Raw genomic sequence first — 23,983 nt, forward strand, 5'->3', positions numbered from 1 at the left:
TGCCGATCGGTCATGGGATCGGTTCGCGGAATGGTTCGTGAGATAATGGCGGCATGATTTCCTTCCGTGATTTCGCCCTGCGGCGCGGCGAACGCCTGCTGCTGTCCAATGTCGACCTGGCCCTGCACGCCGGCTGGCGCGTGGGCGTGGTCGGCCGCAACGGCACCGGCAAGTCCTCGCTGTTCGCGGCGGTGCGCGGCGAAGTGGAGGCCGATCGCGGCGACCTCGACGTGCCCAACCGCGTGCGCATCGCCAGCATCGCGCAGGAGATGCCCTCGCTGCCCGATCCGGCCATCGATTTCGTGCTCTCCGGCGACGCCGCGGTGCATGCGGCGCTGCAGAACGAGGCCAACGCCTTCGCCAACGAGGACTGGGAGGCGGTGGCCGAGGCGCACCACCGGCTCGAGGAACTGGGCGGCTACGATGCCGCCGCGCGCGCCGGCAGGCTCCTGCACGGGCTCGGCTTCCCGGCCGACACGCACCAGCAGCCGGTCAGCGCCTTCTCCGGCGGCTGGCGCGTGCGCCTGAACCTGGCGCGCGCGCTGATGACGCCCAGCGACCTGCTGCTGCTCGACGAGCCCACCAACCACCTCGACCTCGACGCCGTGCTGTGGCTGGAGCAGTGGCTGCTGAAGTATTCGGGCACGCTGCTGCTGATCAGCCACGACCGCGAATTCCTCGACAACGTCTGCACCCACACCCTGCACCTGCACGAGGGCAAGGCCAGGCTGTACGCGGGCAACTACACCGCCTTCGAGCGCCAGCGCGCCGAGCACCTGCGCCAGCAGCAGATCGCCTTCGAGAAGGAGCAGACCGAGCGGGCGCACCTGCAGAAGTTCATCGACCGCTTCCGCGCCAAGGCCAGCAAGGCGCGCCAGGCGCAGTCGCGGATGAAGCGCCTGGCCAAGCTGGCCGGCACCGAGGCGGTGCGCGCCGAGCGCGAGTTCCGCATCGATTTCCCGCAGCCGCTCAAGCTGCCGCACGCGCTGCTGCGACTCAACGACGCGCAGTGCGGCTACGGGCCGCAGGCGCGCATCCTGGACAACGTCGGCTTCGGGCTGGAGGCGGGCGACCGCATCGGCCTGCTCGGCCCCAACGGCGCCGGCAAGTCCACCCTGGTCAAGTCGCTGGTCGGCGAGCTGCCGCTGCTGGCCGGCGAGCGCTACGCGCATCCGGACCTGCGCATCGGCTACTTCGCCCAGCACACGGTGGAATCGCTGGTGGCCGGCACCTCGCCCATCGACCATCTGCGCGAGATCGCGCCGAACCTGCCTACGCAGGCCTTCCGCGACTTCCTCGGCAAGTGGTATTTCCCGGGCGATCGCGCCTTCGAGAGCATCGACGGCTTCTCCGGCGGCGAGCGCGCGCGCCTGGCGCTGGCGCTGATCGCATGGCGGCAGCCGAACGTGCTGCTGCTCGACGAACCGACCAACCACCTCGACCTGGACATGCGCGAGGCCCTGGCCGAGGCGCTCAGCGATTTCGACGGCGCCATCGTGCTGGTTTCTCACGACCGCCACCTGATCGGCCTGGTGAGCGACCTGTACTGGCGCGTGGCCGACGGCATCGTCAAGCCCTTCGACGGCGACCTGGACGAATACGCGGCCTGGCTGCGCACGCGCGCGGGCGGCAGCGAAGGCAAGCCGTCGGCGCGCGAGCCCGCCAAGCCGGCGCCGGTTGGCGCGGCGCCGGCCAAGGCGGCCAAGCCCGCGAAGATCAATCCGCACAAGCTGGCCAAGACCGAGGCGCGCGTGGCCGAACTGGAAGCGCGTCTGGCGGAGATCGAGCGCGCGCTGGCCGATCCGGACGCCTACGCCGATGGCGGCGCGCGCGCGAGCGAACTGGGGCGCGAGCAGCAGGCGCTGCGCGACGAACTGGAGCGGGCCGAGCAGGAACTGCTGACGCTGTACGACTCGGCGTAATGCCGCGCGGCGCGGTCGGCGGTCGGCCGCGCTGCGCTCCTCATCCACGCCTCACCCGACCGTCATTCCTGCGAAAGCAGGATCCAGCGACTTTGCTCTTCGACTTCATCTGGGAATCGGAAAGCACCGCTGATCAGCCCGCTGAAAGGCGAAAGGCACTGGATTCCTGCTTTCGCAGGAATGACGGGTTGGATGTCGGGGCGTGGGCGGAGCGCGAGCGCTACCTGGCGATCAGCACCAGCAGCGAGCGCGCCTCCATCCCGTAGACCGTGTTCTCCCCGCCGATCAGCGTCTCCGTTCCCGGCAAGGCCACGGTATTGGCGCCTTCGTTCCAGGTCGCCGTATCGGTCACGCGATACCACTGCCGGCCCGTTCCCGGCCAGGGCAGGGTGAAGTTCACGCCGCCCGACCAGCCGTTGTAGGCGACGTAGATCGCGGCCGCGCCGCCGCCGAACTCGCTGCCGTCCAGGCGCCAGGCGATGGCGTGGTTGTTGGCGTCGTCAAAGTAGGCGCCGTCGGCTTGCGTGCCGTCGGGCTTGAACCAGCGCAGCTGTTCCATGACGTTGCCGTTGCTGTCGGCGCCGGAATAGAAGCCGGCGGGGCGCAGCGCGGGTTGCGCCTTGCGGAAGGCGATCAGGCGCCTGGTGAAGGTCTCGAAGTCCGCCTCGTAGGCATCGCGCGTCCAGTACAGCCAGTTGGCCGGGGAATCCAGGTTGTAGGCGTTGTTGTTGCCGAACTGGGTGCGCAGCGCCTCGTCGCCGCCGGTGAGCATCGGCACGCCGGCGCTGAGCAGCACGAAGGCCAGGCCGGTGCGCGCGGCCTTGCGCTGCGCGGCCGGCGCGCCGCCCTGGTCCCAGCTGTTGTTGTGGTCCTCGCCGCCGTCGGAGGGGCCGTAGGGCCAGGGCTGGCCGTTCTGCTTGTCGTTGTAGGCGTACAGGTCGTTGAGGGTGAAGCCGTCGTGGGCGACCATGAAGTTGACCGAATGCCAGGGCCTGCGGCCGTCGTCGCCGTAGAGGTCGCTGGAGCCGGCGAAGCGCGTGGCCAGCGTCCCGGTGGTCACCGTTTCCACGCCGAGCTTGTTCTGCTTCTTGCGCAGCGCGTCGCGATACAGGCCGTTCCACTCGGCCCAGCCGGCGGGAAAGCCGCCGACCTGGTAGGCGTTGCCGCCGATGGCCCAGGGCTCGGCGATGTGGTCCACGCCGGCGCCGCCGGCGGCCGGGCGCGCGGGCAGCTCGGCGGCGATGCGGTTGATCGCGTTGCCGGCATCGCCCTTGTCGAAATTGAAGCAGCCGTGCTGGCAACTGTTGCCGAGCACCGAGGCGAGGTCGTAGCGGAAGCCGTCCACGCCCAGCGCGTCGCGCCACCAGGCCAGCGAGTCGACAATCAGGTTCTGCGCCACCGGATTGCGCGTGTTGAAGTTGCCGCCCACCCCGGTGTTGTCCCAGGGACGCTGGTAGTCGGCGGTGAGCGAGTAGTAGGCCGGGTTGTCGAGGCCGCGGAAGGAAAGCAGGTTGTAGACGGTGAGGCCGTCGGTGCCGCCCCAGGGGCCGCCCTCGCCGGTGTGGTTGTAGACCACGTCGATGTAGACCTTGATGCCGGCGTCGTGGAAGGCCTTCACCATCGCCTTCCATTCGCGCGTCGGGCCGCCGGGCGCCTTGTCCGCGGCGTAGCGGCGATCGGGCGCGAAATAGTTCAAGGTCATGTAGCCCCAGTAGTTGTCGCCGGTGGTCGAGGACGGGGCGATGTCGTTCTGGTCGTTCTCGGTTTCCTGCACCGGCAGGAACTCCACCGCGGTGACGCCCAGGCCGGCGAGATAGGCCGCCTTCCGCGCCGCGCCGGCGTAGGTGCCGCGCTGCGCGGCCGGCAGCGACGTGTCATTCATGGTCAGGCCGCGCACGTGCACCTCGTACACCACCTCGTCCTTGAAGGGGCGCGTGGGCTTGCTGCCGAAGGAGGTGGTGTCGGCCGCCAGCACGATGCCCTTCGGCGCGCAGGCGCCGCTGTCCTTGTGGCGGTGCGCGGCGCCGGTGGCGTAGAGGCTGCCGTCCTGGCAGGCCGCCGTGATCGGGTCGTGGCTGATCTCGCGCGCGTACGGATCGATCAGCAGCTTGTTGGGGTTGAAGCGGTTGCCGGCGGCGTCGACGTCGCCGACGAAGCCGGTCGCGCTGCCCTTGGTCCAGGCGGCGTCGTAGGGCCAGTTCGGCCCCCAGGCGCGGTAGCCGTAGTAGACGGTGCCGGTGATGCCGTAGCTGGCCGCGAGCGTGGCCACGGACACGCTCTTCGACCAGACGCCGCTGGCGGCGTCCTTGGCCAGCACGTAGCGGACCTTCTCCTGCTCGCCCTGGGCGGCCTTGTAGATCCACACCTCGATGCGCGTGGCGCGCGAGGAGTAGACGCGAAAGGTGATGTTTGCGCCGCCGGCGTCGTACTTCGCGCCGAGATTGTGCGCGTCGATCGCGGCGCGGACGTTGCCGCACGGCGCGATCAGCAGCAGCGCGGACAGGAAAGACGGAAACAGGCGCATCGACGGCATCCGCAGCGGCATCGCATCGTCCTCGTTGGCAATGGCGGGCATCTCTCCCGTCGCCGCAGTATCCCGCGGTGTGCGCATGCACATCGGCCGCCGCATTCGTATTCATGGCGATGCCGCGGCCGGCGACGGCTTGCCTGCGCCGGCCGATCCTGTGAGGATGCCGCTTGCTGCGATGCAGCAAGACCGATATGACAAGACCGACGTGACAAGGCCGGCATGAACCGAGAACTGCTCTATCTGATCCTGATTTTCGCGTTGCTGGTGATCCCGCGCGCGCTGCAGCGCTTCAAGATGCCGGCGCCGCTGACCTGCCTGGTGTTCGGCATCGGCGCCATGCTGGCCTGGGGCGGGAAGTCGCACGACATGGTGGTGGGGCTGCTGTCGACGCTCGGCATCTCCTCGCTGTTCCTGTTCGCCGGCCTGGAGGTCGACCTGCGTGCGCTGCGGCGCGGCATGTGGCCGCTGATCGCGCACCTGGCCATCCGCGTGGCGGGGCTGATCGGCGTGGGCTGGCTGGCCTGGCATTCCTTCGGCCTGGGCTGGCAGGCGGCGGGGCTGCTGGCGCTGGCGCTGCTCACGCCCTCCACCGGCTTCATTCTCGACTCGCTGGCGCGGCTGGGCCTGGACGAGGACGAGCGCTTCTGGGTGACCAGCAAGGCGATCGCCGGCGAGCTGCTGGCGCTGGCGGCGCTGTTCGTGATCCTGCAGGCGGGCGACCCGCTGCAGCTGGGCGTGTCCTCGCTGGCGCTGGCGGCGATGCTGGTCGGCCTGCCGCTGCTGTTCGTGGCGCTCGGGCGCTGGGTGGCGCCGCACGCGCCGGGCTCGGAGTTTTCGCTGCTGGTGATGGTGGGCATGGTCGCGGCCTTCATCACCTACAAGCTGGGCGTGTACTACCTGGTGGGCGCGTTCATCGCCGGGCTGATCGCGCGCCTGCTGCGCATCCGCATGCCGCGCCTGGCCTCGGACGACAACCTGCACGCGGTGCGCCTGTTCGCCTCGTTCTTCGTGCCGTTCTATTTCTTCAACGCCGGCACCAAGGTGCCGGCCGGCGCGCTGAGCCTGGAGGCCCTGGGCATCGGCCTGCTGCTGACGGCGGTGACGGTGCCGCTGCGCATCGGCGAGATCTGGCTGCAGCGCCGCGCGCTGTTCTTCGGCGAGCAGCACGGCAGCAGCCTGCGCGTGTCGGTGGCGCTGGCGCCGACGCTGATCTTCACCCTGGTGCTGGCGGCGATCCTGCGCGACCGCTTCCACATCCCCGATGCGCTGTTCGGCGGCCTGCTGCTGTACGCCGCCCTGACTACGCTGCTGCCCTCGCTGGTGCTGCGCGCGCCCTTCGACGTGGACCCGGCCGACGACCGCTTCCAGCACCCGGACGACGCGGCCGGACCCGGACCGGCGGCCGCGGCGGCGCGGCACCCCGACGACGGCTCCGCCGGGGGCCCCGCGAAGGCCCCGGCAGCGCCGCCGGCTTGATTTGCCCGCGCCGATCCCCAGAATTCCCCGGCGCCCCCCGAAACCGACCCTCCCGACCCGATGCCGATCTACGCCTTCCATTGCACCGCCTGCGGCCACGACTTCGACCGGCTGCAGAAGTTGTCCGATCCCGATCCGGAGACCTGCCCGGCCTGCGGCGCCCAGGCGATCAAGCGCCAGCTGACCGCCCCGTCGTTCCGCCTGGCCGGCAGCGGCTGGTACGAGACCGACTTCAAGAAGGACGGCGACAAGAAGCGCAACCTGGTGGAAGGCGGCGAGGGCGGCAAGACCGGCGAGGCGAAGGCCGAGTCCAAGCCGGCCGACGCGAAGCCGGCGGCGGACGCCAAGCCGGCGGCCAAGCCCGAGCCGAAGCCGGCCGCGCCGGCCAAGTCCGGGGACTGAGCGTTCTGCCGCGCCGGACACCCCGGCGCCTTCGGCCCGTCGGCGGATGCCGGAACGGCCCGGCCGGGCCGGTACACTAGTCGTCTTTTCCCTTTGACCGCGCCCGCTCCGGGCCGGATTGGCTTGGAACCTGTATGCGTACCCATTTCTGCGGCCTGATCGATGAAAGCCTGATCGGCCAAACCGTGACCCTGTGCGGCTGGGCGGACGTCGCCCGCAACCTCGGCGGCCTGTGCTTCATCGACCTGCGCGACCACGAGGGCATCGTGCAGATCGTCGCCGAGCCGTCCGACGCGGCCGGCAATGCCGAGGTGATCGCCGCGGCCGCGCACGTGGGCTACGAGGACTGCCTGCGCATCACCGGCACGGTGCGCGCGCGCCAGAGCGTCAACGACAAGATCCGGACCGGCCGCGTCGAGGTCGTCGCCGAGACGATCGAGCTGCTGAACAAGGCCGAGCCGCTGCCCTTCCACGCCCACGAGAACGCCGGCGAGGACATCCGCCTGAAGTACCGCTATCTCGACCTGCGCACGCCGAACATGCAGCGCATGATGCGCACCCGCATCAAGCTGGTGCAGGCACTGCGCCGCTGGCTGGACGCGCGCGGCTTCCAGGACATCGAGACGCCGATCCTCACCAAGGCCACGCCGGAGGGCGCGCGCGACTTCCTGGTGCCGGCGCGCATGCATCCGGGCGAGTTCTACGCCCTGCCGCAGTCGCCGCAGCTGTTCAAGCAGATCCTGATGATGGCCGGCTTCGACCGCTACTACCAGATCGCGCGCTGCTTCCGCGACGAGGCGCTGCGCGCCGACCGCCAGCTGGAGTTCACCCAGCTCGACATGGAGTTCGCCTGGGTCTCCGAGCGCGACGTGCAGGACGCGGTCGAGACGATGATCCGCGAGGTGTTCCGGGACGTGATCGGGGTGGAACTCGACGCGCAGTTCCCGCGCATGACCTACGCCGAGGCGATGCGCCGCTACGGCTCCGACAAGCCCGACCTGCGCATCGCGCTGGAGCTGGTGGACGTGGCCGAACTGGTGAAGGGCTCCGAGTTCAAGGTGTTCACCGACTGGGCCCATCACGCCGACGGCCGCGTGGCCGCGCTGCGCGTGCCCGGCGGCGCGGCGCTCTCGCGCAAGCAGATCGACGATCTCGCCGCGCACGCGGCCAAGTTCGGCGCCAAGGGCCTGGCCTGGATGAAGGTCGAGGACGCCGGCAAGGGACGCGAGGGCGTCAACTCGCCGATCGCCAAGTTCCTCGACGACGCCACCCTGCAGGCGATCCTGGCGGCCACGCAGGCCGGCGGCGGCGACCTGCTGCTGTTCGGCGCGGCGGACTACAAGACCGCCAGCGACTTCATGGGCGCGCTGCGCCTGAAGGTCGCCCGCGACCTCGGCCTGGTGGAGAACGCCTGGAAGCCGCTGTGGGTGACCGACTTCCCGATGTTCGAATGGGACGCCGAGGAAGGACGCTACGTCGCCCTGCACCATCCCTTCACCGCGCCTGCGGCGGACGACGAGGCGGAGCTGCGCGCCAACGCCAGGACCGCGGTCTCGCGCGGCTACGACATGGTGCTCAACGGCAACGAGATCGGCGGCGGTTCGATCCGCATCCATCGCTCGTCGATGCAGTCGGCGGTGTTCGAGCTGCTGGGCATCGGCGCCGAGGAGGCGGAGGCGAAGTTCGGCTTCCTGCTGGAAGCGTTGCGCTACGGCGCGCCGCCGCACGGCGGCATCGCCTTCGGCATCGACCGCATCGCCGCGCTGATGGCCGGCACCGAATCGATCCGCGACGTGATCGCCTTCCCCAAGACCACCACCGCGCAATGCCTGATGACCGGTGCGCCGTCCGCGGTGCCGGACAAGCAGCTGGCCGAGGTGCACATCCAGGTGCGGCCGCAGCCCGCCAAGGACTGAGCCGGCGCGACCGCGCCGTGCGCAGCAGGGCCGCGCATGCGCGGCCCTGCTTTTTTGCGGCGCTTATGTGCGCAGGAACGCCAGCAGATCCTGGTTGAGCCGGTCCTTGTGCGTGTCGGTCACGCCGTGCGGCGCGCCGGCATACACGATCAGTTGCGCGCCGGGGACCAGCGCGGCCGAGGCGCGGCCGGCGGCGTCGATCGGCACCACCTGGTCGTCGTCGCCGTGGATCACCAGGGTGGGGACGTCGAACTTCTTCAGGTCCTCGCGGAAATCGGTGGCCGAGAAGGCGGCGATGGAATCGTAGGTGTTCTTGTGCCCGCCCTGCATGCCCTGCGCCCAGAACGACTGGATCAGGCCCTGGCTGGGCTTGGCGCCGGGGCGGTTGAAGCCGAAGAACGGGCCCGAGGCGAGGTCGAGGTAGAGCTGCGAGCGGTTTTCCAGCGAGGCCTGGCGCAGGCCGTCGAAGACCTCGATCGGCAGGCCGCCCGGGTTGTCGGCGGTCTTAAGCATCAGCGGCGGCACCGAACTGACCAGAACCGCCTTCTTCACGCGGCCGGTGCCGTGGCGGCCGATGTAGCGGGCCACTTCGCCGCCGCCGGTGGAGAAGCCGACCAGGGTGGCGTCCTTCAGGTCCAGGTGCTCGATCACCGCGGCCAGGTCGTCGGCGTAGTGGTCCATGTCGTTGCCGTCCCAGGGCTGGCTGGAGCGGCCGTGGCCGCGGCGGTCGTGGGCGACCACGCGAAAGCCCCGGTCGGCCAGGAACAGCATCTGCGATTCCCAGCTGTCGGCGCCGAGCGGCCAGCCGTGGCTGAAGGTGACGACCGGCCCGTCCTTCGGGCCCCAGTCCTTGTAGTAGATCTCCACGTTGTCGCGGGTGGTGAGGGTGCTCATGGCGATGCTCCGTCTGTGGGGGATGTGGCCGCTGCCGGCCGTGGAGTCACTCTGCGCCGAAATCAGGACGATATGAGGCTTATAGTCTCTAGAATTTGATAAATCGTATTCTGGCGCGAGGGCCCGACCGCGCTGCCGCCTGCGTCGGGCGGCGATGCGTCCGCCTCGCACGTTCGCCTCCCGGGCGTTGCCGGGGGATGACGGTCCGCTCAGGCGCGGCCGGCTTCCCGCGCCTGGTCGATGTCCGAGCGCGGCGGCGCGCCGAACAGGCGCTTGTACTCGCGGCTGAACTGCGAGGGGCTCTCGTAGCCGACGCGATGCGCCGCGGTGTTGGCTTCCAGGCCTTCCAGCAGCATCAGCCGCCGTGCTTCGTGCAGGCGGATCTGCTTCTGGAACTGCAACGGCGACATCGTGGTGGCGGCCTTGAACTGGTGGTGCAGGGAGGAGACGCTCATATGCACCGAATGCGCCAGCTCGTCGATGCGCAGCGGCTGGTGGTAGTTGTCGCGCAGCTGCGCCACCGCCTTGGCGATGCGGTTGGGGCGGCTGCCGGCCGCGGCCAGGTCGCGCAGGCGGTGGCCGAGGTCGCCGGTCAGGACGCGGTAATAGATTTCGCGTTTCATGGTCGCCGCCAGCACCGGCACGTCGCGCGGGCTGTCCAGCAGGCGCATCAGGCGCAGCACCGCGTCCAGCATCTGCGCGTCGGCGCGCGCGGCGTACAGGCCGCGATCGACCTGTGCGGGCGCGGGCGGCGGCTCGACGTCGCGCAGCAGCGAGGTGATTTCCTCCAGGTCGATGTCCAGGCGCAGCGCCAGGTAGGGCTTCTCCGGGGTCGCCTCGATCACGCCGCTGGCGGCCGGCAGCGGCATCGACACCACCAGGAAGTGCAGGGGGTCGTAGCGATAGGTATCGCCGGCCAGCATGACGATCTTGGTGCCCTGGGCGACGAAGACCAGCCGCGGCTCGTACACCGACGGCGTGCAGGGGCCGCGCGCGCTGGAGCGGAAGGCGAACAGCTTCGGCACCGGGGTGTCGTGGTTGCCGTCGGCCGGCGTCAATCGGGCAATCCGGTCGGCCAGCTCGGCCTGCTGCGCGTGCTGCGCGCGGGCGGCGATCGAATCGACGGAAGCGGTTGATTGCATGACGGAAAGCCTTGTTCTGCCGTTGTCGCGATTATGCGCGCGCGGTCGGGCCATCGTGGCGGCGTTTCGTCGTGGATTGCAGGATTGGGCAATTTTCCAGCAGCAATGCACTAACGGCGTCGGCGACGCGGGGCGTAGCTTGATCGCAACGCTCGGCGCTGCCTGCCTCCTGTCCGACCGATTGCTTCGGCAAGGACGGAGGGCGGGGTGGTGTCCGCGGCGGGTTTCCCGTTCCTCCCCCCGGGATTCTTCCTCATGTGGATCGTCCAATACGCGCTGGCGCGCCGCTACACCATCGGCGTGCTGGCGATCCTGATCCTGCTGTTCGGCACCCTGTCGGCGCGGCGCATGCCCACCGACATCCTGCCGGAAGTCGGCATTCCCTCGATCAACCTGGTGTGGACCTACACCGGCCTGCCGGCCGCGGACGTCGCCGCCAAGATGACCACCTTCTCGGAGGCGGCCATCCTCAACACCGTCGACGACCTGAAAGAGGTGCGCTCGGACACGATCAACGGCGCGAGCATCATCCGCATCGACTTCCAGCCCAACGTCAGCCTCGACCGCGCGCTGGGCCAGATCACCTCGGTGTCGCAGACCATCCTGCGGCGCATGCCGCCGGGCACCTCGCCGCCGCTGGTGATCCGCAACAACGTCTCCAGCACGCCGGTGCTGCAGCTGGTGCTGTCCTCCGATTCGCTCACCCAGGCCCAGCTCTACGACTACGCGCGCCTGCAGCTGCGCTCGCAGATCCAGACCATCCCCGGCATCCGCATGACGCTGCCCTACGGCGGCGCGGCGCGCCAGATCATGATCGATCTCAAGCCCGGCGCGCTGCAGACCTACGGCCTGACCCCGGCCGACGTCACGAGCGCGCTGGAGCGCGGCAGCCCGACGCTGCCCTCCGGTTCGATCCGCGAGGGCGCGCGCGAGCTGCAGATCTCGCTGGACGTGAGCCCGGCCAGCACCGCCGAGTTCCTCGACCTGCCGGTGGCCAACCGCGACGGCAGCATCATCTACGTGCGCGACGTGGCCTCGGTGCGCGACGGCGGCGCGCTGCAGACCAACGTCGCGCGCATGGACGGCGCCAACGCGGTATCGGTGGCGCTGATCAAGCTCGGCGGCGCCTCGGCCGTGCAGCTGGTGCGCGAGGTGCGCGCCAAGCTGCCCGAGATCCTGGCCTCGGCGCCGCCGGGCATGCGCATCGAGCCGATCTTCGACCAGTCGGTGTTCGTCGACAACGCCATCGGCTCGATCCGCCACGAGGCGCTGCTGGTCGGCCTGCTGGTGGCCTTCGTGGTGCTGGTGTTCATCGGTTCCTGGCGCTCGAGCGTGATCGTGCTCTCGGCCATCCCGCTGGCGCTGCTGGCCTCGGTGTCGATGCTCGACCTGCTCGGCTACACCTTCAACGTGATGACCCTCGGCGGCCTGGCGCTGGCGATCGGCATCCTGGTGGACAACGCGGTGGTGGACGTGGAGAACACCAACCGCAACATCGCGCTCGGCAAGGACGTGCCCACCGCGATCCTGGACAGCGCGCGCGAGGTGGTGTTCCCGGAGATGGTCTCGACCATCGCGATCTGCATCGTGCTCACGCCGATCCTGCTGATGACCGGCCTGTCGGCCTGGGTGTTCACGCCGCTGGCGCTGGCGGTGATCTTCGCCATGGCCGCCTCGTTCCTGCTCTCGCGCACGCTCATCCCGGTGTTGTGCTACTTGCTGCTGCCGGCCGACATCGAGAGCCGCGCAAACCCCCGCTGGGCGCCGGAGAAGCTGCTGCTGGCCGTGAACGCGCGCGTGGAGCACGTCCTGGAAGGTCTGCGCGAGCGCCACCATGCGCTGCTGGTGCGGCTGGGCCACCACGGCGGCGTGCTCGCGCTCGCGGCGCTGCTGGCGCTGGGGCTGGGCGCGGGCTCGGCGCTGATGCTGGGACGCGAGTACTTCCCGCAGGTCGACGCCGGCCAGCTGCGCATGCAGATCCGCCTGCCCTCGGGCACGCGCCTGGAGCAGACCGCCGCGCGGCTGAGCCAGATCCAGGAGGAGATCCGCAGGATCGTCCCCGCCGACGAGCTGCAGACCGTCTACGAGCAGATCGGCGTGCCCGACGCGGTCAACCTGTCGCTGGTGGACAGCGCAGTGGTCGGCTCCTTCGAGGCGGAGCTGCAGCTGCAGCTGCGCTCGCCGCACGCGCCGAGCCACGAGTACCTGGCGAGGATCCGCACGATGCTGGCGGAGAAGTTTCCGGACGTGAAGATGTTCGAGCGCCCGCCCGACGCCACCAGCCGCACGCTGGCCGGCTCGGCCGCCGCCGCCTTCGAGGTGCGCCTGATCGGCCGCGACGTCCCCGGCAACCTGGCCGCCGCGCGCGAGATCGAGCGCGCGCTGCGCGCGGTGCCCGGCGCGGTGGACGTGGCGCTGCGCCAGGTGCTCGACCTGCCCGAATACCAGGTCAGGATCGACCGCACCCGCGCCGCGCAGCTCGGCCTGGACGCGCAGCAGGCCAGCCGCGCGATCCTGGCCGTGCTCGGCTCGGCCGGCACGGTCTCGCCCGTGTACTGGACCGACACCGTCAACGCCATCGCCTACACCGTGCAGGTGCAGGCGCCGCCGGCGGAACTGTCGGACGTGGAGACCCTGCTCAACATGCCGCTGCGCATCGGCGGCGACGGGCAGGCCGTGCTCCTGCGCAGCATCGCCACCGTCAACGCGCGCAAGGTGCCGGCGAGCCTGGCGCGGACCACGCTGGCGCCCACGGTCAGCGTGCTGGCCAACGTGCAGGGCACCGACCTGGGCGCGGTCTACGATCGGCTGAGCGCGATCACCGCCGCGCAGCAGGCCCGGCTCAAGCCCGGCAACCGCCTGGAGATCGTCGGACAGGCCGGCGAGATGCAGAGCGCCTACGGCGAGCTGGCCGCGGGCCTGCTGATGTCCGCGATCCTGGTGTTCCTGGTGCTGGTGGTGAACTTCCAGTCCTGGATCCAGCCGCTGGTGGCGATGTCCGGCCTGCCGATCGCCATCGCCGGCGCGGCGGTGGCGCTGTTCGTCACCGGCACGCCGCTCAGCGTGCCGGCGCTGATGGGCGTGATGATGGTGATCGGCGTGTCCACCGCCAACAGCGTGCTGGTGACCAGCTTCGCGCGCAGCCTGGTCGGCGAAGGGCACGATCCCGAGATCGCCGCCTACGAGTCGGCGGCGGTGCGCCTGCGGCCGGTGCTGATGACCGCCAGCGCGATGGTGCTGGGCATCATTCCGATGGCGCTCGGCCTGGGCGAGGGCGGCGAGCAGAACGCGCCGCTCGGCCGCGCGGTGATCGGCGGCCTGCTGTTCGGCACGCCGGCCACGCTGGTGCTGGTGCCCTCGATCCTGGCCGTGCTCGGCCGCCGCATCAAGCGCCGCAACCCGGCGGCGCGAACCGAACCCTCCTCCCTTCCCCCTGCCCCCGGCGGCGAGGCCGCCGACGTCGGAGTTCCGCTATGAATCGCGCTCCCATGAAGCCTGACGCCATGAAGGGCGCCTCCTTCGCGAAGTCCTCTCCCGCGCATTGGCTGCTCGCCGCCGCCTGTGCCGCCGCGCTGGCGGCGCTGGCCGGCTGCGCGCGCAGCGACGCCGAACCCAAGCCCGCCGCCGGTGCGCCGCCCGAAGTGCTCACCGCGCCCGCGCGTGCCGCCGACGCCGACTACGCGCTCAACCTGCCGGCGCGCGCGCTGGCCGGCGAATCGGCGCAGCTCTACGCCCGCGCCACCGGCCTGGTCTCCGAGCGCCGCGCCGATCTCGGCGACCAGGTCGCCGCCGGCCAGGTGCTGGCGGTGATCTCCACGCCCGAGGTGGACTCGGCGGTGCGCGAGGCGCAGGCCGAGGTGCTGCGCGCCCGCGCCAGCGAGGAGCTGGCCAGGACCAACTACCAGCGCGCCGAGGTGCTGGTGAAGTCGAACGCGATCTCCAAGGAGATGTACAGCGACCGCATGGCCGCGCGCGATGCCGCCGCCGCCGACCGCACCGCGTCCGAGGCGCGCCTGGCCAGCGCGCGCGAGCGCCAGGGCTTCCAGGTGGTGCGCGCGCCGTTCGAGGGCGTGATCGCCGCGCGCAACGTCGAGCGCGGCGACCGCGTGGTCGGCGACTCGGCCGCGACCGCGAGCCCGCTGTTCACCGTGAACGTGCTCGATCCGCTGCGCGTGGTGGTGGACGTGCCGCAGAGCGCCGCCCTGCAGGTGCGTCCCGGCCTGCGCGCCGAGGTCCGCTTCCCGGAGCTGCCGGGCGAAACCTTCCCCGCCGAGGTGATCCGCAGCGCGCAGAGCATCTCCAGCAGCGTCGGCGCGATGCGCGTCGAACTGCGCCTGCCCAACCCCGGCAACCGCATCCCGGCCGGCATGGTGGGCGAGGTGAAGCTGTCGGTGCCGCGCACGGCGGCCGCGGTGATCGTGCCCGAATCGGCGGTGATCACCGATGCCGGCGGCACGCGCGTGGCGCTGCTCGACGCGGCCTCGCAGCTCGCCTATCGCCAGGTGAAGCTCGGCCGCAATCTCGGCGGCGAGATCGAGATCATCGACGGCGTCGCCGCCGGCGAGCAGATCGTGCTGGCGCCGAACGCCCTGCTCAAGCAGGGCATGCGCGTGGTGGCCAGGAAGAACGCCAAGCCGGCCGCCTAGGCGGCCGGCATCACCTGGCGCGAACGGCGGTGCCGATAGCCTCCAGGCGCGACGGACCGCGTCGCGAAAAGGAGGATTCCGATGTCACGATTCAGGAAGAGGGGCGTCGTTGCGCTGCTGGCGCTGGCGGCGATGCTGGCGGCGGGCGCGACGCTGGCGCGCTGGCCGGTGCTGGGCGAGGAGTGGGCCGAATGGACCCGCTACGACGGCAGCGGCAACGCGATCGGCGGCGGCCGCATCGAATGCGACGGCAGCATCCAGACCTGGGGCGATGCCGGCGACCCGATCAGGCTGCAGCTGCACCGCTGCAATTGAGCCTTGCCCGCCCGCCGTTCCGGCCCGGAACGGCGGGCGAACGACAGCGCGCGCGCGATGAGCGGCCGCGCCCGCGTCGCGGTGCCGCCCTGTTCGGCGCCGTCGGCGCATGCGATATTGGCCGCGCCTTGGGCCGCGACGGCGCACGACCTGGCGGCGGCGAAGGCACCGCGCATCCGAACCCGCACCGCATGATCGAATGACGGCCGACCTTCCGAATCTCGCCATCCGCCGCGCCGGCCTCGACGACGCGGACACGCTCTCGGCGCTGGCCGCGCGCACCTTCACCGAAACCTTCGGCCATCTCTATCCGCCGGAGGACCTGCGGCACTTCCTCGACGAAACCTATTCGGCCGAATCGCACCGGCGCCTGCTGGCGGATCCGGCCTATGCCTTCTGGCTGCTCGAACGCGAGGACGGCGAAGCCGCCGGCTACGCGCTGGCCGGCGCCTGCGGGCTGCCGCACGGCGAGGTCCTGCCGCAGGACGGCGAGCTCAAGCGCCTGTACGTGCTGCAGTCCCTGCACAACGGCGGCTGGGGCGGGCGCCTGTTCCGCGCCAGCCTGGACTGGCTCGAGCGCGAAGGCCCGCGCACGCTGTGGATCGGCGTGTGGTCGCAGAACCTCGGCGCGCAGCGCTTCTACGAGCGCCACGGTTTCCGCCGGGTGGGCGAATACGAGTTCCCGGTGGGCCGCGTGCGCGATCTCGAATTCATCCTGCGCCGCGAGGCGTCGGCGCGGCCCGCGCAAGGCGCGGCGGCATGAGCGGAGCGGCCGCGAACACGCCCGTCGTGCTCCTGCACGGCATCTGGAACGCGCGCGCCTGGCTGGCGCCGCTGGCGGCGCGCTTGCGCGCGGCCGGCTTCGCGCCGCGCATCCTCGGCTACGCCAGCGTGGTCGGCGGCCCGGAGGCGGCATTGCCGGCACTGATCCAGACGCTGCGCACGATGCCGGGCACCGCCATCGTCGGCCACAGCCTCGGCGGCATGATGGCGCTGGAAGCGCTGCGCCGGGCGCCGGACCTGCCGGTGGCGCGCGTGGTCTGCCTGGGCTCGCCGCTGCGCGGCAGCGGCACGGCGCGCCAGCTGGCCGGGCGGCCCTGGGCCCTGCCGGTGCTCGGCCGCAGCGCCGAATTCCTGCAGCGCGGCTTCCAGGCCTGGGACGGGAACGCCGAGGTGGGCATGGTGGCGGGCAACGTCCCGCACGGCATCGGCCGCCTGCTGCCGGATTTCGACCCCGCCTCGGACGGCACCGTCGCGCTGGAGGAAACCCGCCTGCCGGGGCTGCGCGACCATTGCGTGGTCGCCTCCAGCCACAGCGGCCTGGTGTTCTCGGCCCCGGCCGCGCAGCAGGCGGCGGCTTTCCTGCGCGAGGGGCGGTTCCGGCACTGACGGGCCGGGCGGGTGCCCGCCCGTGCGAGGCGATGCCCGATTCCGCGGCCCCGGCGCCGCGAAACGCCGGTTCCGCCCGGCCGCGGCCTGTCACGCCCGGCGCGGGTGCATCGGGTAAAATGCGCGGTTTCGCCAATCGCGCCAGCCAGGACGACATGGGTAGAGGCCCCTCCATCGAAGCCCGCAAGAACGCCGAAGACGCCCGGCGCGGGAAGATCTTCACCAAGCTGATCCGCGAGATCTCGGTCGCCGCGCGCAGCGGCGGCGGCGACCCGGCCGGCAATCCGCGCCTGCGCACCGCGATCGACAAGAGCCTGGCCTCGAACATGTCCAAGGACGTGATCGAGCGCGCGATCAAGAAGGCCACCGGCGCGCTGGAAGGGGTCGAGTACGAGGAAATCCGCTACGAGGGCTACGCCCCGGGCGGCGTGGCGGTGATCGTGGACTGCCTCACCGACAACAAGGTGCGCACCGTGTCCGACGTGCGCCACGCCTTCGGCAAGTTCGGCGGCAACCTGGGCACCGACGGCTCGGTCGCCTTCATGTTCAGCAAGCAGGGCGTGCTCAGCTATGCGCCCGGCGCCGACGAGGACGCGATCACCGAGGCCGCCATCGAGGCCGGCGCCGACGACGTGGTGGTGTATCCGGACGACGCCTCGATCGACGTGGTCACCGCGCCGGAGCATTTCGCCCAGGTGCGCGATGCGATGGTCGCCGCGGGCCTGGCGCCCGGGCATGCCGAGGTCACCTATCGCGCCGACAACGACATCGCCGTGGAAGGCGAGACCGCGCAGCAGGTGGCCAAGCTGCTGCAGTGGCTGGAAGACCTGGACGACGTGCAGAACGTGTATTCGAACGCCGATCTCGGCGACGCGGCGTATGCCTAGCCCGGACGGGCCGGGCAAGCGGGCATCCGACAGCAGCCAGTGCCGATGACAGCCACGCGCGCGAACGCCGCAGACCCCGTCCCGCGACCTCCCGCCCCCGGCGCCACGCGCATCCTCGGCATCGACCCGGGATCGCAGCGCACCGGCGTGGGCATCATCGACGTCGACGCGGCCGGGCGCACGGTGCACGTGTTCCACGCGCCGCTGAACCTGCTGGGCGGCGCCGCGGCGCCGGAAGAGGGCTTCCCGGCCCGATTGAAGCGATTGCTCCAGGGGCTGTCTGAGATCATCGACACGCACCGCCCCGACGAAGTGGCGATCGAGCAGATCTTCATGGCCCGAAATCCCGATTCCGCCCTGAAGCTGGGGCAGGCGCGCGGCGCGGCGCTGTGCGCGGCGGTACTGCGCGACCTGCCGATCCACGAATACGCCGCCAAGGAAATCAAGCTCGCCCTGGTGGGCAAGGGCGGCGCCGACAAGGTGCAGGTGCAGCACATGGTCGGCGTGATGCTCAACCTGAAGGGCAAGCTGCAGGCCGACGCCGCCGACGCGCTGGCGGTGGCCATCACCCATGCGCACGTGCGCGCGACCGCGCGCCGCCTCGGCGTGAACGCGCGCCAGGCCTGGAGCAGGAAATAAACGATGATCGGTCGCCTCAAGGGCATCCTGGTGCATAAGCAGCCGCCCTGGCTGGTCCTGGACGTGCACGGCGTCGGCTACGAGCTGGAAGCGCCGATGAGCACGTTCTACGACCTGCCCGAGACCGGGCGCGAAGCGGCGCTGTTCACGCACTACGCGGTCCGCGAGGACTCGGTGGCGCTGTACGGCTTCCTGCGCGAGGCCGAGCGCCAGCTGTTCCGCGACGTGCAGCGGGTGAGCGGCATCGGCGCCAAGATCGCGCTGGCGGTGCTCTCGGGCGTGACCGTGGAGGAATTCGCGCGGCTGGTGCAGTCCGGCGACGTGCAGGCGCTGACCCGCATCCCCGGCATCGGCAAGAAAACGGCCGAACGCATGGTGGTTGAATTGCGCGATCGCGTCGCCACCATGGGAAGTGCCACGCCGGCCGTCGCCGGCAAGGGGCCCGCCGATCCGCTTTCGGAGGCGACCATCGCCCTGCAGCAGCTCGGCTACAAGCCCGCCGAGGCGCAGCGCATGGCCAAGCAGGCCCACACCGACGGCGACAGCGCCGAAACCATCATCCGCAAGGCGCTGCAGTCCGCGCTGCGGTAGGCTGCGCGGACGCGGCGACCAGGAATCCATGGGTATTTCCTCGAACAACGACAGTTCCAGCGGCCACGCCGCCGGCCACGGCCATCGCAAGACCGGCCTGCCGGCGCTGGTGGTGGGCGCGATCGGCGTGGTCTTCGGCGACATCGGCACCAGCCCGCTGTACACGCTGAAGGAGGCCTTCTCGCCGCATTTCGGCCTGGTCGGCAACCACGACACCGTGCTCGGCATCCTGTCGCTGGTGTTCTGGGCGCTGATGATCGTGGTGACGATGAAGTACGTCACCATCATCATGCGCGCCGACAACGAGGGCGAGGGCGGCATCATGGCGCTGATGACCCTGGCCCAGCGCACGCTGTCCAAGGGCGGGCGCTCGGCCTACGTGGTCGGCATCCTCGGCATCTTCGGCGCCTCGCTGTTCTTCGGCGACGGCGTGATCACGCCGGCGATCTCGGTGCTGGGCGCGGTCGAGGGCCTGGAGGTCGCGGCGCCCGGACTGCACCGTTTCATCGTGCCGATCACGCTGGTGATCCTGATCACGCTGTTCGTCGCGCAGCGCTTCGGCACGGCCAAGGTCGGCATCGTGTTCGGCCCGATCACCGTGCTGTGGTTCATCGCGCTGGCGCTGATCGGCATCTACAACATCATCGAGGCGCCGGAAGTGCTCAAGGCGCTCAATCCGATGTGGGGCGTGCGCTTCTTCATCTCGCACGGCACCCACTCGGTGCTGATCCTGGGCGTGGTGGTGCTGGCGGTGACCGGCGGCGAGGCGCTGTACGCGGACATGGGCCACTTCGGGCCGCGCCCGATCCGCTACGCCTGGTACACGATGGTGCTGCCCTGCCTGATGCTCAACTACCTCGGCCAGGGCGCCTTCGTGCTCGGCCATCCGGCGGCGGTGAAGAATCCCTTCTTCGAGGCGGTGCCGCCGTGGGCGCTGTACCCGATGATCGTGCTGGCGACGATGGCCGCGGTGATCGCCTCGCAGGCGGTGATCACCGGCGCGTACTCGGTGGCGCGCCAGGCGATGCAGCTGGGCTACATCCCGCGCATGCAGATCAAGCACACCTCGCACGAGACCATCGGCCAGATCTACGTGCCCTACATCAACTGGGTGCTGGCGATCGCGGTGATCACCGTGGTGCTGGCCTTCCGCAGCTCCACCGCGCTGGCCACTGCCTACGGCATCTCGGTGTCGGCGACCATGCTCATCGACACCCTGCTGCTGGCGCTGGTGGCGCGCGCGCTGTGGCCGCGCTGGCGCAAGTGGGTGCTGCCGCTGTGCGTGGTGTTCTTCGTGGTCGACGTCGGCTTCGTCATCGCCAACGGCGCCAAGTTCTTCGACGGCGCCTGGTTCCCGCTGGTGCTGGGCCTGGTGGTGTTCACGCTGCTGCGCACCTGGCGCCGCGGCCGCGAGCTGCTGCACGAGGAAGTGCGCAAGGAAGGCATCCAGCTCGACAGCTTCCTGCCCGGGCTGATGCTGGCCCCGCCGGTGCGCGTGCCCGGCACGGCGATCTTCATGACCGCCGACCAGGGCGTCGTGCCGCACGCGCTGCTGCACAACCTCAAGCACAACAAGGTGCTGCACGAGCGCAACGTGTTCCTCACGGTGAAGACGCTGACCGTGCCGCACGCGCCCGCGGGCAAGCGGCTGCTGATCGAGCCGATCGGCGACGACTTCTACCGCGTGCTGATCCGCTTCGGCTTCATGGAGACGCCGGACGTGCCGCTGGCGCTGATGCGCTCCTGCGACCAGGGCGGGGTGTATTTCGACCCGATGGACACGACCTATTTCGCCAGCCGCGAAACGGTGGTGGCCAGCCGCCACCGCGGCATGCCGATCTGGCGCGACAAGCTGTTCGCCTTCATGCACCGCAACGCCGCGCCGGCGACCGGCTTCTTCCGCATTCCGGGCAATCGCCTGGTCGAGCTGGGGGCGCAGGTCGAGATCTAGGCCTGCTGTTTCCTGCTTCGTCGAACGAGCGTGATCGGACCGGGAATCGCTGGACTCCTGCCTGCGCAGGAAGGACGGGTCCGGCTTTCGCCCGCTAGGGCGTCGCCTTGACCCGGGTGTCGGTCGCGATCCAGTTGACTTCCCAGTGCGCGCCGCCGTCGGCGGAGAACGCCTGCACGAAGCGGTAGACGTCCGGCGTCACCGGCAGGATCTCGAAGCGCACCAGCACCATGCGGCCGTCCTCGAGCACGTCCTGGCCGTAGAACAGGCCGCGCCCGTCCTCGAAGCGGCCGTACATCGGCGCGGCCAGCGTGCCGAGGCGGCTGTTGGAGAAGTTGAGGCTCCATTGCCGCGACTTGGGGTTGTACAGGCGCAGGCTCAGGCCCTCGATGCGGCGCCCCGCCGCGCCCTCGACCCGCAGCTCCAGCAGGTTGGCGCGGCCGTCCAGGACCTTGCCGGCCACCGAGGTGCCGGCGAATTCGAGCCAGGTGTCCGGCGAGTCGCTGAGCGGCTCCTGCAGCAGCTTCAGCTCGGTGCGCCAGGCGCCGATCTCGAAATCGAAGTCGTGCTGGCCGTCCCCGGCGGCCGGTTTCGCGTCCTGCGGCGCTTGCGCGGGGGCGGGCAGGGCGCAGGCCAGCAGGCCGGTCAGCAGGGCGGCGCGGAGTCCGGCGGGCAATGCCGGGCGGGACGGGGCGGGCGAGGGCATGCGGACTCTCCTGGGCGGCGATCGCGGCACTGTAGGCGCGAAGTGGTACTGTGGAAATCGCCAATTCCAGCCAATCGGCCATGACCACTTTCCATCTGCCGCTGGACAGGTCCGCCGGCGTCCCCCTGCACCGCCAGATCCGCGAGGGCATCCGCCAGGCCATTCTCGCGGGCGCGCTGCGGCCGGGGCAGCGGCTGCCGTCCACGCGCGCGCTCGCCGCCGAACTGGCGGTGTCGCGGCTGCCGGTGCTGGCGGCCTACGAACAGCTGCGCCACGAGTGCTATGTGGAGGGGCGCACCGGGGCGGGGACCTACGTCAGCCAGTCGCTGCCCGAGGATCTCTTGTGCTCGCGGCCGGCGGCCGGCGTCGCGCCGCGGTGGCCGCAGGCGCGGGACGCCGGCGGCCTCGGGCCGTTCCGGATGAGCCTGCCGGCGCTGGACCGGTTTCCGCATGCCGCCTGGGCGCGGCTGGTGGCGCGGCACGCGCGCGACCTCGCGCCCGCGCACATGGCCTACGGCGATCCGGCCGGGCTGCCCGCGCTGCGCCTGGCCATCGCCGAACACCTGCGCGCCGCGCGCGGAATGCGCTGCGAGGCCGAGCAGGTGCTGGTGGTGTCCGGGTCGCAGGCCGCGCTGCGCCTGGCCGCCGCGGTGCTGCTCGCGCCCGGCGACGGCGTGGCGGTGGAGGAGCCGGGCTATCCCGGCGCGCGTGCGGCGCTGACGGCCAACGGGGCGGTGCCGCTGCCGGTGCCGGTGGATGCGGAAGGCATCGACGTGGCCGCGCTGCAGGCGCATGGCGGGCGGGTGCGTGCCGCCTATGTCACGCCCGCGCACCAGTATCCGCTGGGCATGTCGATGACCGCCGCGCGGCGGCTGGCGCTGCTCGACTGGGCCGCGCGCAGCGACGCCTGGGTGTTGGAGGACGACTACGACAGCGAGTACCGCTACGTCAGCCGCCCGCTCGGCGCGCTGCAGGGCATGGACGCGCACGATCGCGTGGTCTACGTCGGCACCTTCAGCAAGGTGCTGTTTCCGGCGCTGCGGATCGGCTATCTGGTGGTGCCGCCGGCGCTGCTGGACGCGTTCGTGCGGGCACGCCTGGCCTTCGACCTGTTCCCGCCGACGCTGTACCAGTCGGCGCTCGCCGAATTCCTGCGCGAGGGCCATTTCGCCCGGCACCTGCGCCGCATGCGCGGCGTGTACCAGGGGCGGCGCGATGCGCTGCTGGCCGCGCTGGCGCGGCATTGCGGCGACCGGCTCCGCGTCCACAACGCCGACGCGGGCCTGCACGTGGCGGCGCTGCTGGCCGAAGGCCTGGACGAGGCGCGGGTCATGGAACGCATGCGCGAACGCGGCCTGACGGCGACGGCGCTGTCCGGCTGCTATGTCGGCCCGGCGCGCCGCGACGGCCTGCTGCTCGGCTTCGGCGGTTCGGACGAGGGCCGCCTGCGGGAGGCCGCGCGCGTGCTGGGCGAACTGCTGCGCGCGTGACGCGCGCGGATCGCAGCATCCCGCCCGCGCCGCTGACAGCCGCGCATCGCCGTCGCACCATGCTCGGCACCCACGCCGCCGCCGCACCAATGCTTCCGTATTCGCTCCTGGATCTCGCCCCCGTCACCGAGGGCAGCGATCCGCGCCAGGCCTTCGCCAACTCCCTCGATCTCGCCCGTCATGCCGAGGCGCTCGGCTACAAGCGCTACTGGCTGGCCGAGCACCACAACATGCCGGGGATCGCCTCGGCCGCCACCGCGGTGCTGATCGGGCACATCGCCGGCGGCACGCGCGCCATCCGCGTCGGCGCCGGCGGCATCATGCTGCCCAACCACGCGCCGCTGCAGGTGGCCGAGCAGTTCGGCACGCTGGCCTCGCTGTACCCGGACCGCATCGATCTCGGCCTGGGCCGCGCCCCCGGCACCGATCAGGCCACGGCGCGTGCGCTGCGCCGCTATTACGACAGCGCCGACGACTTCCCGCGCGACGTGGCGGAGCTGCTGCGCTATTTCGACCCGGCGCAGCCGGGGCAGGCGGTGCGCGCCGTGCCCGGGGCCGGTCTGGCGGTGCCGGTGTGGATCCTGGGTTCCAGCTTGTTCGGCGCGCAATTGGCGGCCGCGCTCGGCCTGCCGTACGCCTTCGCCTCGCATTTCGCGCCGGCCGCGATGGAGGAGGCGCTGGCGCTGTACCGGCGCGACTTCCGGCCTTCCCGGCATCTCGACCGGCCGCACGCGATGCTGGCCCTGAACGTGGTGGCCGCCGCCAGCGGCGCCGAGGCGCGGCGGCTGTTCACCACCCAGCAGCAGAGCTTCGTGCGGCTGCGCCGCGGCCAGCCGGGGCTGATCCCGCCGCCGATCGACGACATCGAGGCCTACTGGACCCCGGCGGAGAAGGCCATGACCGAGGCCGCGCTGGCCTGCGCCGTGGTCGGCGATCCGGCCCAGGTGCGCGAGGGCATCGCCGCCTTCGTCGCCCGCCACCGGCCGGACGAGCTGATGCTCACCGCCAACGTCTTCGACCACGCCGCGCGCAAGGCCTCCTTCGCGCTGGCCGCCGAGGCGTTCGCCGCCGGCTAGCGCCGCCGCCG

20 protein-coding genes are annotated in these 23,983 nt (G+C 71.1%); 16 read left to right on the forward strand and 4 right to left on the reverse strand.

From position 1 onward, the window contains the following. The first annotated feature begins 53 nt into the window (after window positions 1–53). The gene (locus MD221_RS08635) at window positions 54–1,922 is read left to right on the forward strand and encodes an ABC-F family ATP-binding cassette domain-containing protein (RefSeq protein WP_242110560.1); all 1,869 of its coding nucleotides are present in this window, start codon (window positions 54–56) and stop codon (window positions 1,920–1,922) included. A gap of 220 nt (window positions 1,923–2,142) precedes the next feature. Here MD221_RS08635 and MD221_RS08640 read toward each other — a convergent pair whose 3' ends face one another. Next, complete coding sequence (locus tag MD221_RS08640; RefSeq protein ID WP_242110568.1) at window positions 2,143–4,497, reverse strand: glycogen debranching protein; 2,355 nt, start codon at window positions 4,495–4,497, stop codon at window positions 2,143–2,145. A gap of 34 nt (window positions 4,498–4,531) precedes the next feature. Here MD221_RS08640 and MD221_RS08645 point away from each other — a divergent pair, with 34 nt between their 5' ends. The 4 genes from MD221_RS08645 (at window position 4,532) to aspS (ending at window position 8,246) form a co-directional block, all read left to right on the forward strand. After that, complete coding sequence (locus MD221_RS08645; protein ID WP_242110576.1) at window positions 4,532–4,675, forward strand: hypothetical protein; 144 nt, start codon at window positions 4,532–4,534, stop codon at window positions 4,673–4,675. Next, window positions 4,672–5,928 (forward strand): cation:proton antiporter, encoded by a 1,257-nt coding sequence (locus MD221_RS08650; protein WP_242110578.1) that lies wholly within the window; start codon window positions 4,672–4,674, stop codon window positions 5,926–5,928. The genes MD221_RS08645 and MD221_RS08650 overlap by 4 nt, the downstream gene beginning before the upstream one ends. A gap of 60 nt (window positions 5,929–5,988) precedes the next feature. Beyond that, the gene (locus MD221_RS08655; RefSeq protein ID WP_242110586.1) at window positions 5,989–6,330 is read left to right on the forward strand and encodes an FmdB family zinc ribbon protein; all 342 of its coding nucleotides are present in this window, start codon (window positions 5,989–5,991) and stop codon (window positions 6,328–6,330) included. Window positions 6,331–6,464: 134 nt separating this feature from the next. Then, window positions 6,465–8,246 carry an aspartate--tRNA ligase gene (gene aspS, locus MD221_RS08660; protein WP_242110597.1) on the forward strand — a complete coding sequence of 594 codons (1,782 nt, stop codon included), beginning with the start codon at window positions 6,465–6,467 and terminating at the stop codon, window positions 8,244–8,246. A gap of 63 nt (window positions 8,247–8,309) precedes the next feature. Here the strand turns inward: aspS and MD221_RS08665 are convergent, their stop codons facing one another. Together MD221_RS08665 and MD221_RS08670 are read right to left on the reverse strand one after the other, a co-directional pair. Next, window positions 8,310–9,140 carry an alpha/beta fold hydrolase gene (locus MD221_RS08665; RefSeq protein WP_242110599.1) on the reverse strand — a complete coding sequence of 277 codons (831 nt, stop codon included), beginning with the start codon at window positions 9,138–9,140 and terminating at the stop codon, window positions 8,310–8,312. Between the two features lie 209 nt (window positions 9,141–9,349). Beyond that, a complete protein-coding gene (locus MD221_RS08670) occupies window positions 9,350–10,282 on the reverse strand; it encodes an AraC family transcriptional regulator (protein WP_242110609.1) in 933 nt (310 codons plus the stop codon). A gap of 255 nt (window positions 10,283–10,537) precedes the next feature. Between MD221_RS08670 and MD221_RS08675 the strand changes: the two genes are divergently transcribed. The 9 genes from MD221_RS08675 (at window position 10,538) to MD221_RS08715 (ending at window position 20,700) form a co-directional block, all read left to right on the forward strand. After that, window positions 10,538–13,759: an efflux RND transporter permease subunit gene (locus MD221_RS08675; protein WP_242110611.1), complete on the forward strand. Its 3,222-nt coding sequence runs from the start codon at window positions 10,538–10,540 to the stop codon at window positions 13,757–13,759. Window positions 13,760–13,785: 26 nt separating this feature from the next. Beyond that, window positions 13,786–14,928: an efflux RND transporter periplasmic adaptor subunit gene (locus MD221_RS08680; protein ID WP_242110621.1), complete on the forward strand. Its 1,143-nt coding sequence runs from the start codon at window positions 13,786–13,788 to the stop codon at window positions 14,926–14,928. 81 nt (window positions 14,929–15,009) lie between these two features. Continuing rightward, window positions 15,010–15,243: a hypothetical protein gene (locus tag MD221_RS08685; RefSeq protein WP_242110623.1), complete on the forward strand. Its 234-nt coding sequence runs from the start codon at window positions 15,010–15,012 to the stop codon at window positions 15,241–15,243. Between the two features lie 199 nt (window positions 15,244–15,442). After that, entirely contained in the window at window positions 15,443–16,006 is a 564-nt protein-coding gene (locus MD221_RS08690) for a GNAT family N-acetyltransferase (RefSeq protein ID WP_242110625.1), read from the forward strand. Further along, complete coding sequence (locus MD221_RS08695; protein WP_242110633.1) at window positions 16,003–16,632, forward strand: lipase family alpha/beta hydrolase; 630 nt, start codon at window positions 16,003–16,005, stop codon at window positions 16,630–16,632. The genes MD221_RS08690 and MD221_RS08695 overlap by 4 nt, the downstream gene beginning before the upstream one ends. Window positions 16,633–16,787: 155 nt before the next feature. After that, on the forward strand, window positions 16,788–17,519 hold the full coding sequence (locus tag MD221_RS08700; RefSeq protein WP_242110670.1) for a YebC/PmpR family DNA-binding transcriptional regulator: 732 nt from the start codon (window positions 16,788–16,790) through the stop codon (window positions 17,517–17,519). 45 nt (window positions 17,520–17,564) lie between these two features. Next, a complete protein-coding gene (gene ruvC / locus MD221_RS08705; RefSeq protein WP_242110634.1) occupies window positions 17,565–18,158 on the forward strand; it encodes a crossover junction endodeoxyribonuclease RuvC in 594 nt (197 codons plus the stop codon). Window positions 18,159–18,161: 3 nt separating this feature from the next. After that, complete coding sequence (gene ruvA / locus MD221_RS08710) at window positions 18,162–18,749, forward strand: Holliday junction branch migration protein RuvA (RefSeq protein ID WP_242110635.1); 588 nt, start codon at window positions 18,162–18,164, stop codon at window positions 18,747–18,749. Window positions 18,750–18,777: 28 nt separating this feature from the next. Next, window positions 18,778–20,700, forward strand: a complete 1,923-nt coding sequence (locus tag MD221_RS08715) for a potassium transporter Kup (protein WP_242110636.1) — start codon at window positions 18,778–18,780, stop codon at window positions 20,698–20,700. Between the two features lie 94 nt (window positions 20,701–20,794). Here the strand turns inward: MD221_RS08715 and MD221_RS08720 are convergent, their stop codons facing one another. After that, window positions 20,795–21,406 carry a hypothetical protein gene (locus MD221_RS08720; protein WP_242110637.1) on the reverse strand — a complete coding sequence of 204 codons (612 nt, stop codon included), beginning with the start codon at window positions 21,404–21,406 and terminating at the stop codon, window positions 20,795–20,797. Window positions 21,407–21,486: 80 nt separating this feature from the next. Between MD221_RS08720 and pdxR the strand changes: the two genes are divergently transcribed. Together pdxR and MD221_RS08730 are read left to right on the forward strand one after the other, a co-directional pair. Further along, on the forward strand, window positions 21,487–22,896 hold the full coding sequence (pdxR, locus tag MD221_RS08725; RefSeq protein WP_242110638.1) for a MocR-like pyridoxine biosynthesis transcription factor PdxR: 1,410 nt from the start codon (window positions 21,487–21,489) through the stop codon (window positions 22,894–22,896). Between the two features lie 89 nt (window positions 22,897–22,985). Then, a complete protein-coding gene (locus MD221_RS08730) occupies window positions 22,986–23,972 on the forward strand; it encodes an LLM class flavin-dependent oxidoreductase (RefSeq protein WP_242110671.1) in 987 nt (328 codons plus the stop codon). Window positions 23,973–23,983 lie beyond the last annotated feature (11 nt).

The sequence above is a fragment of the Luteimonas aquatica genome, assembly GCF_022662575.1.
Lineage (GTDB): Bacteria > Pseudomonadota > Gammaproteobacteria > Xanthomonadales > Xanthomonadaceae > Luteimonas > Luteimonas aquatica.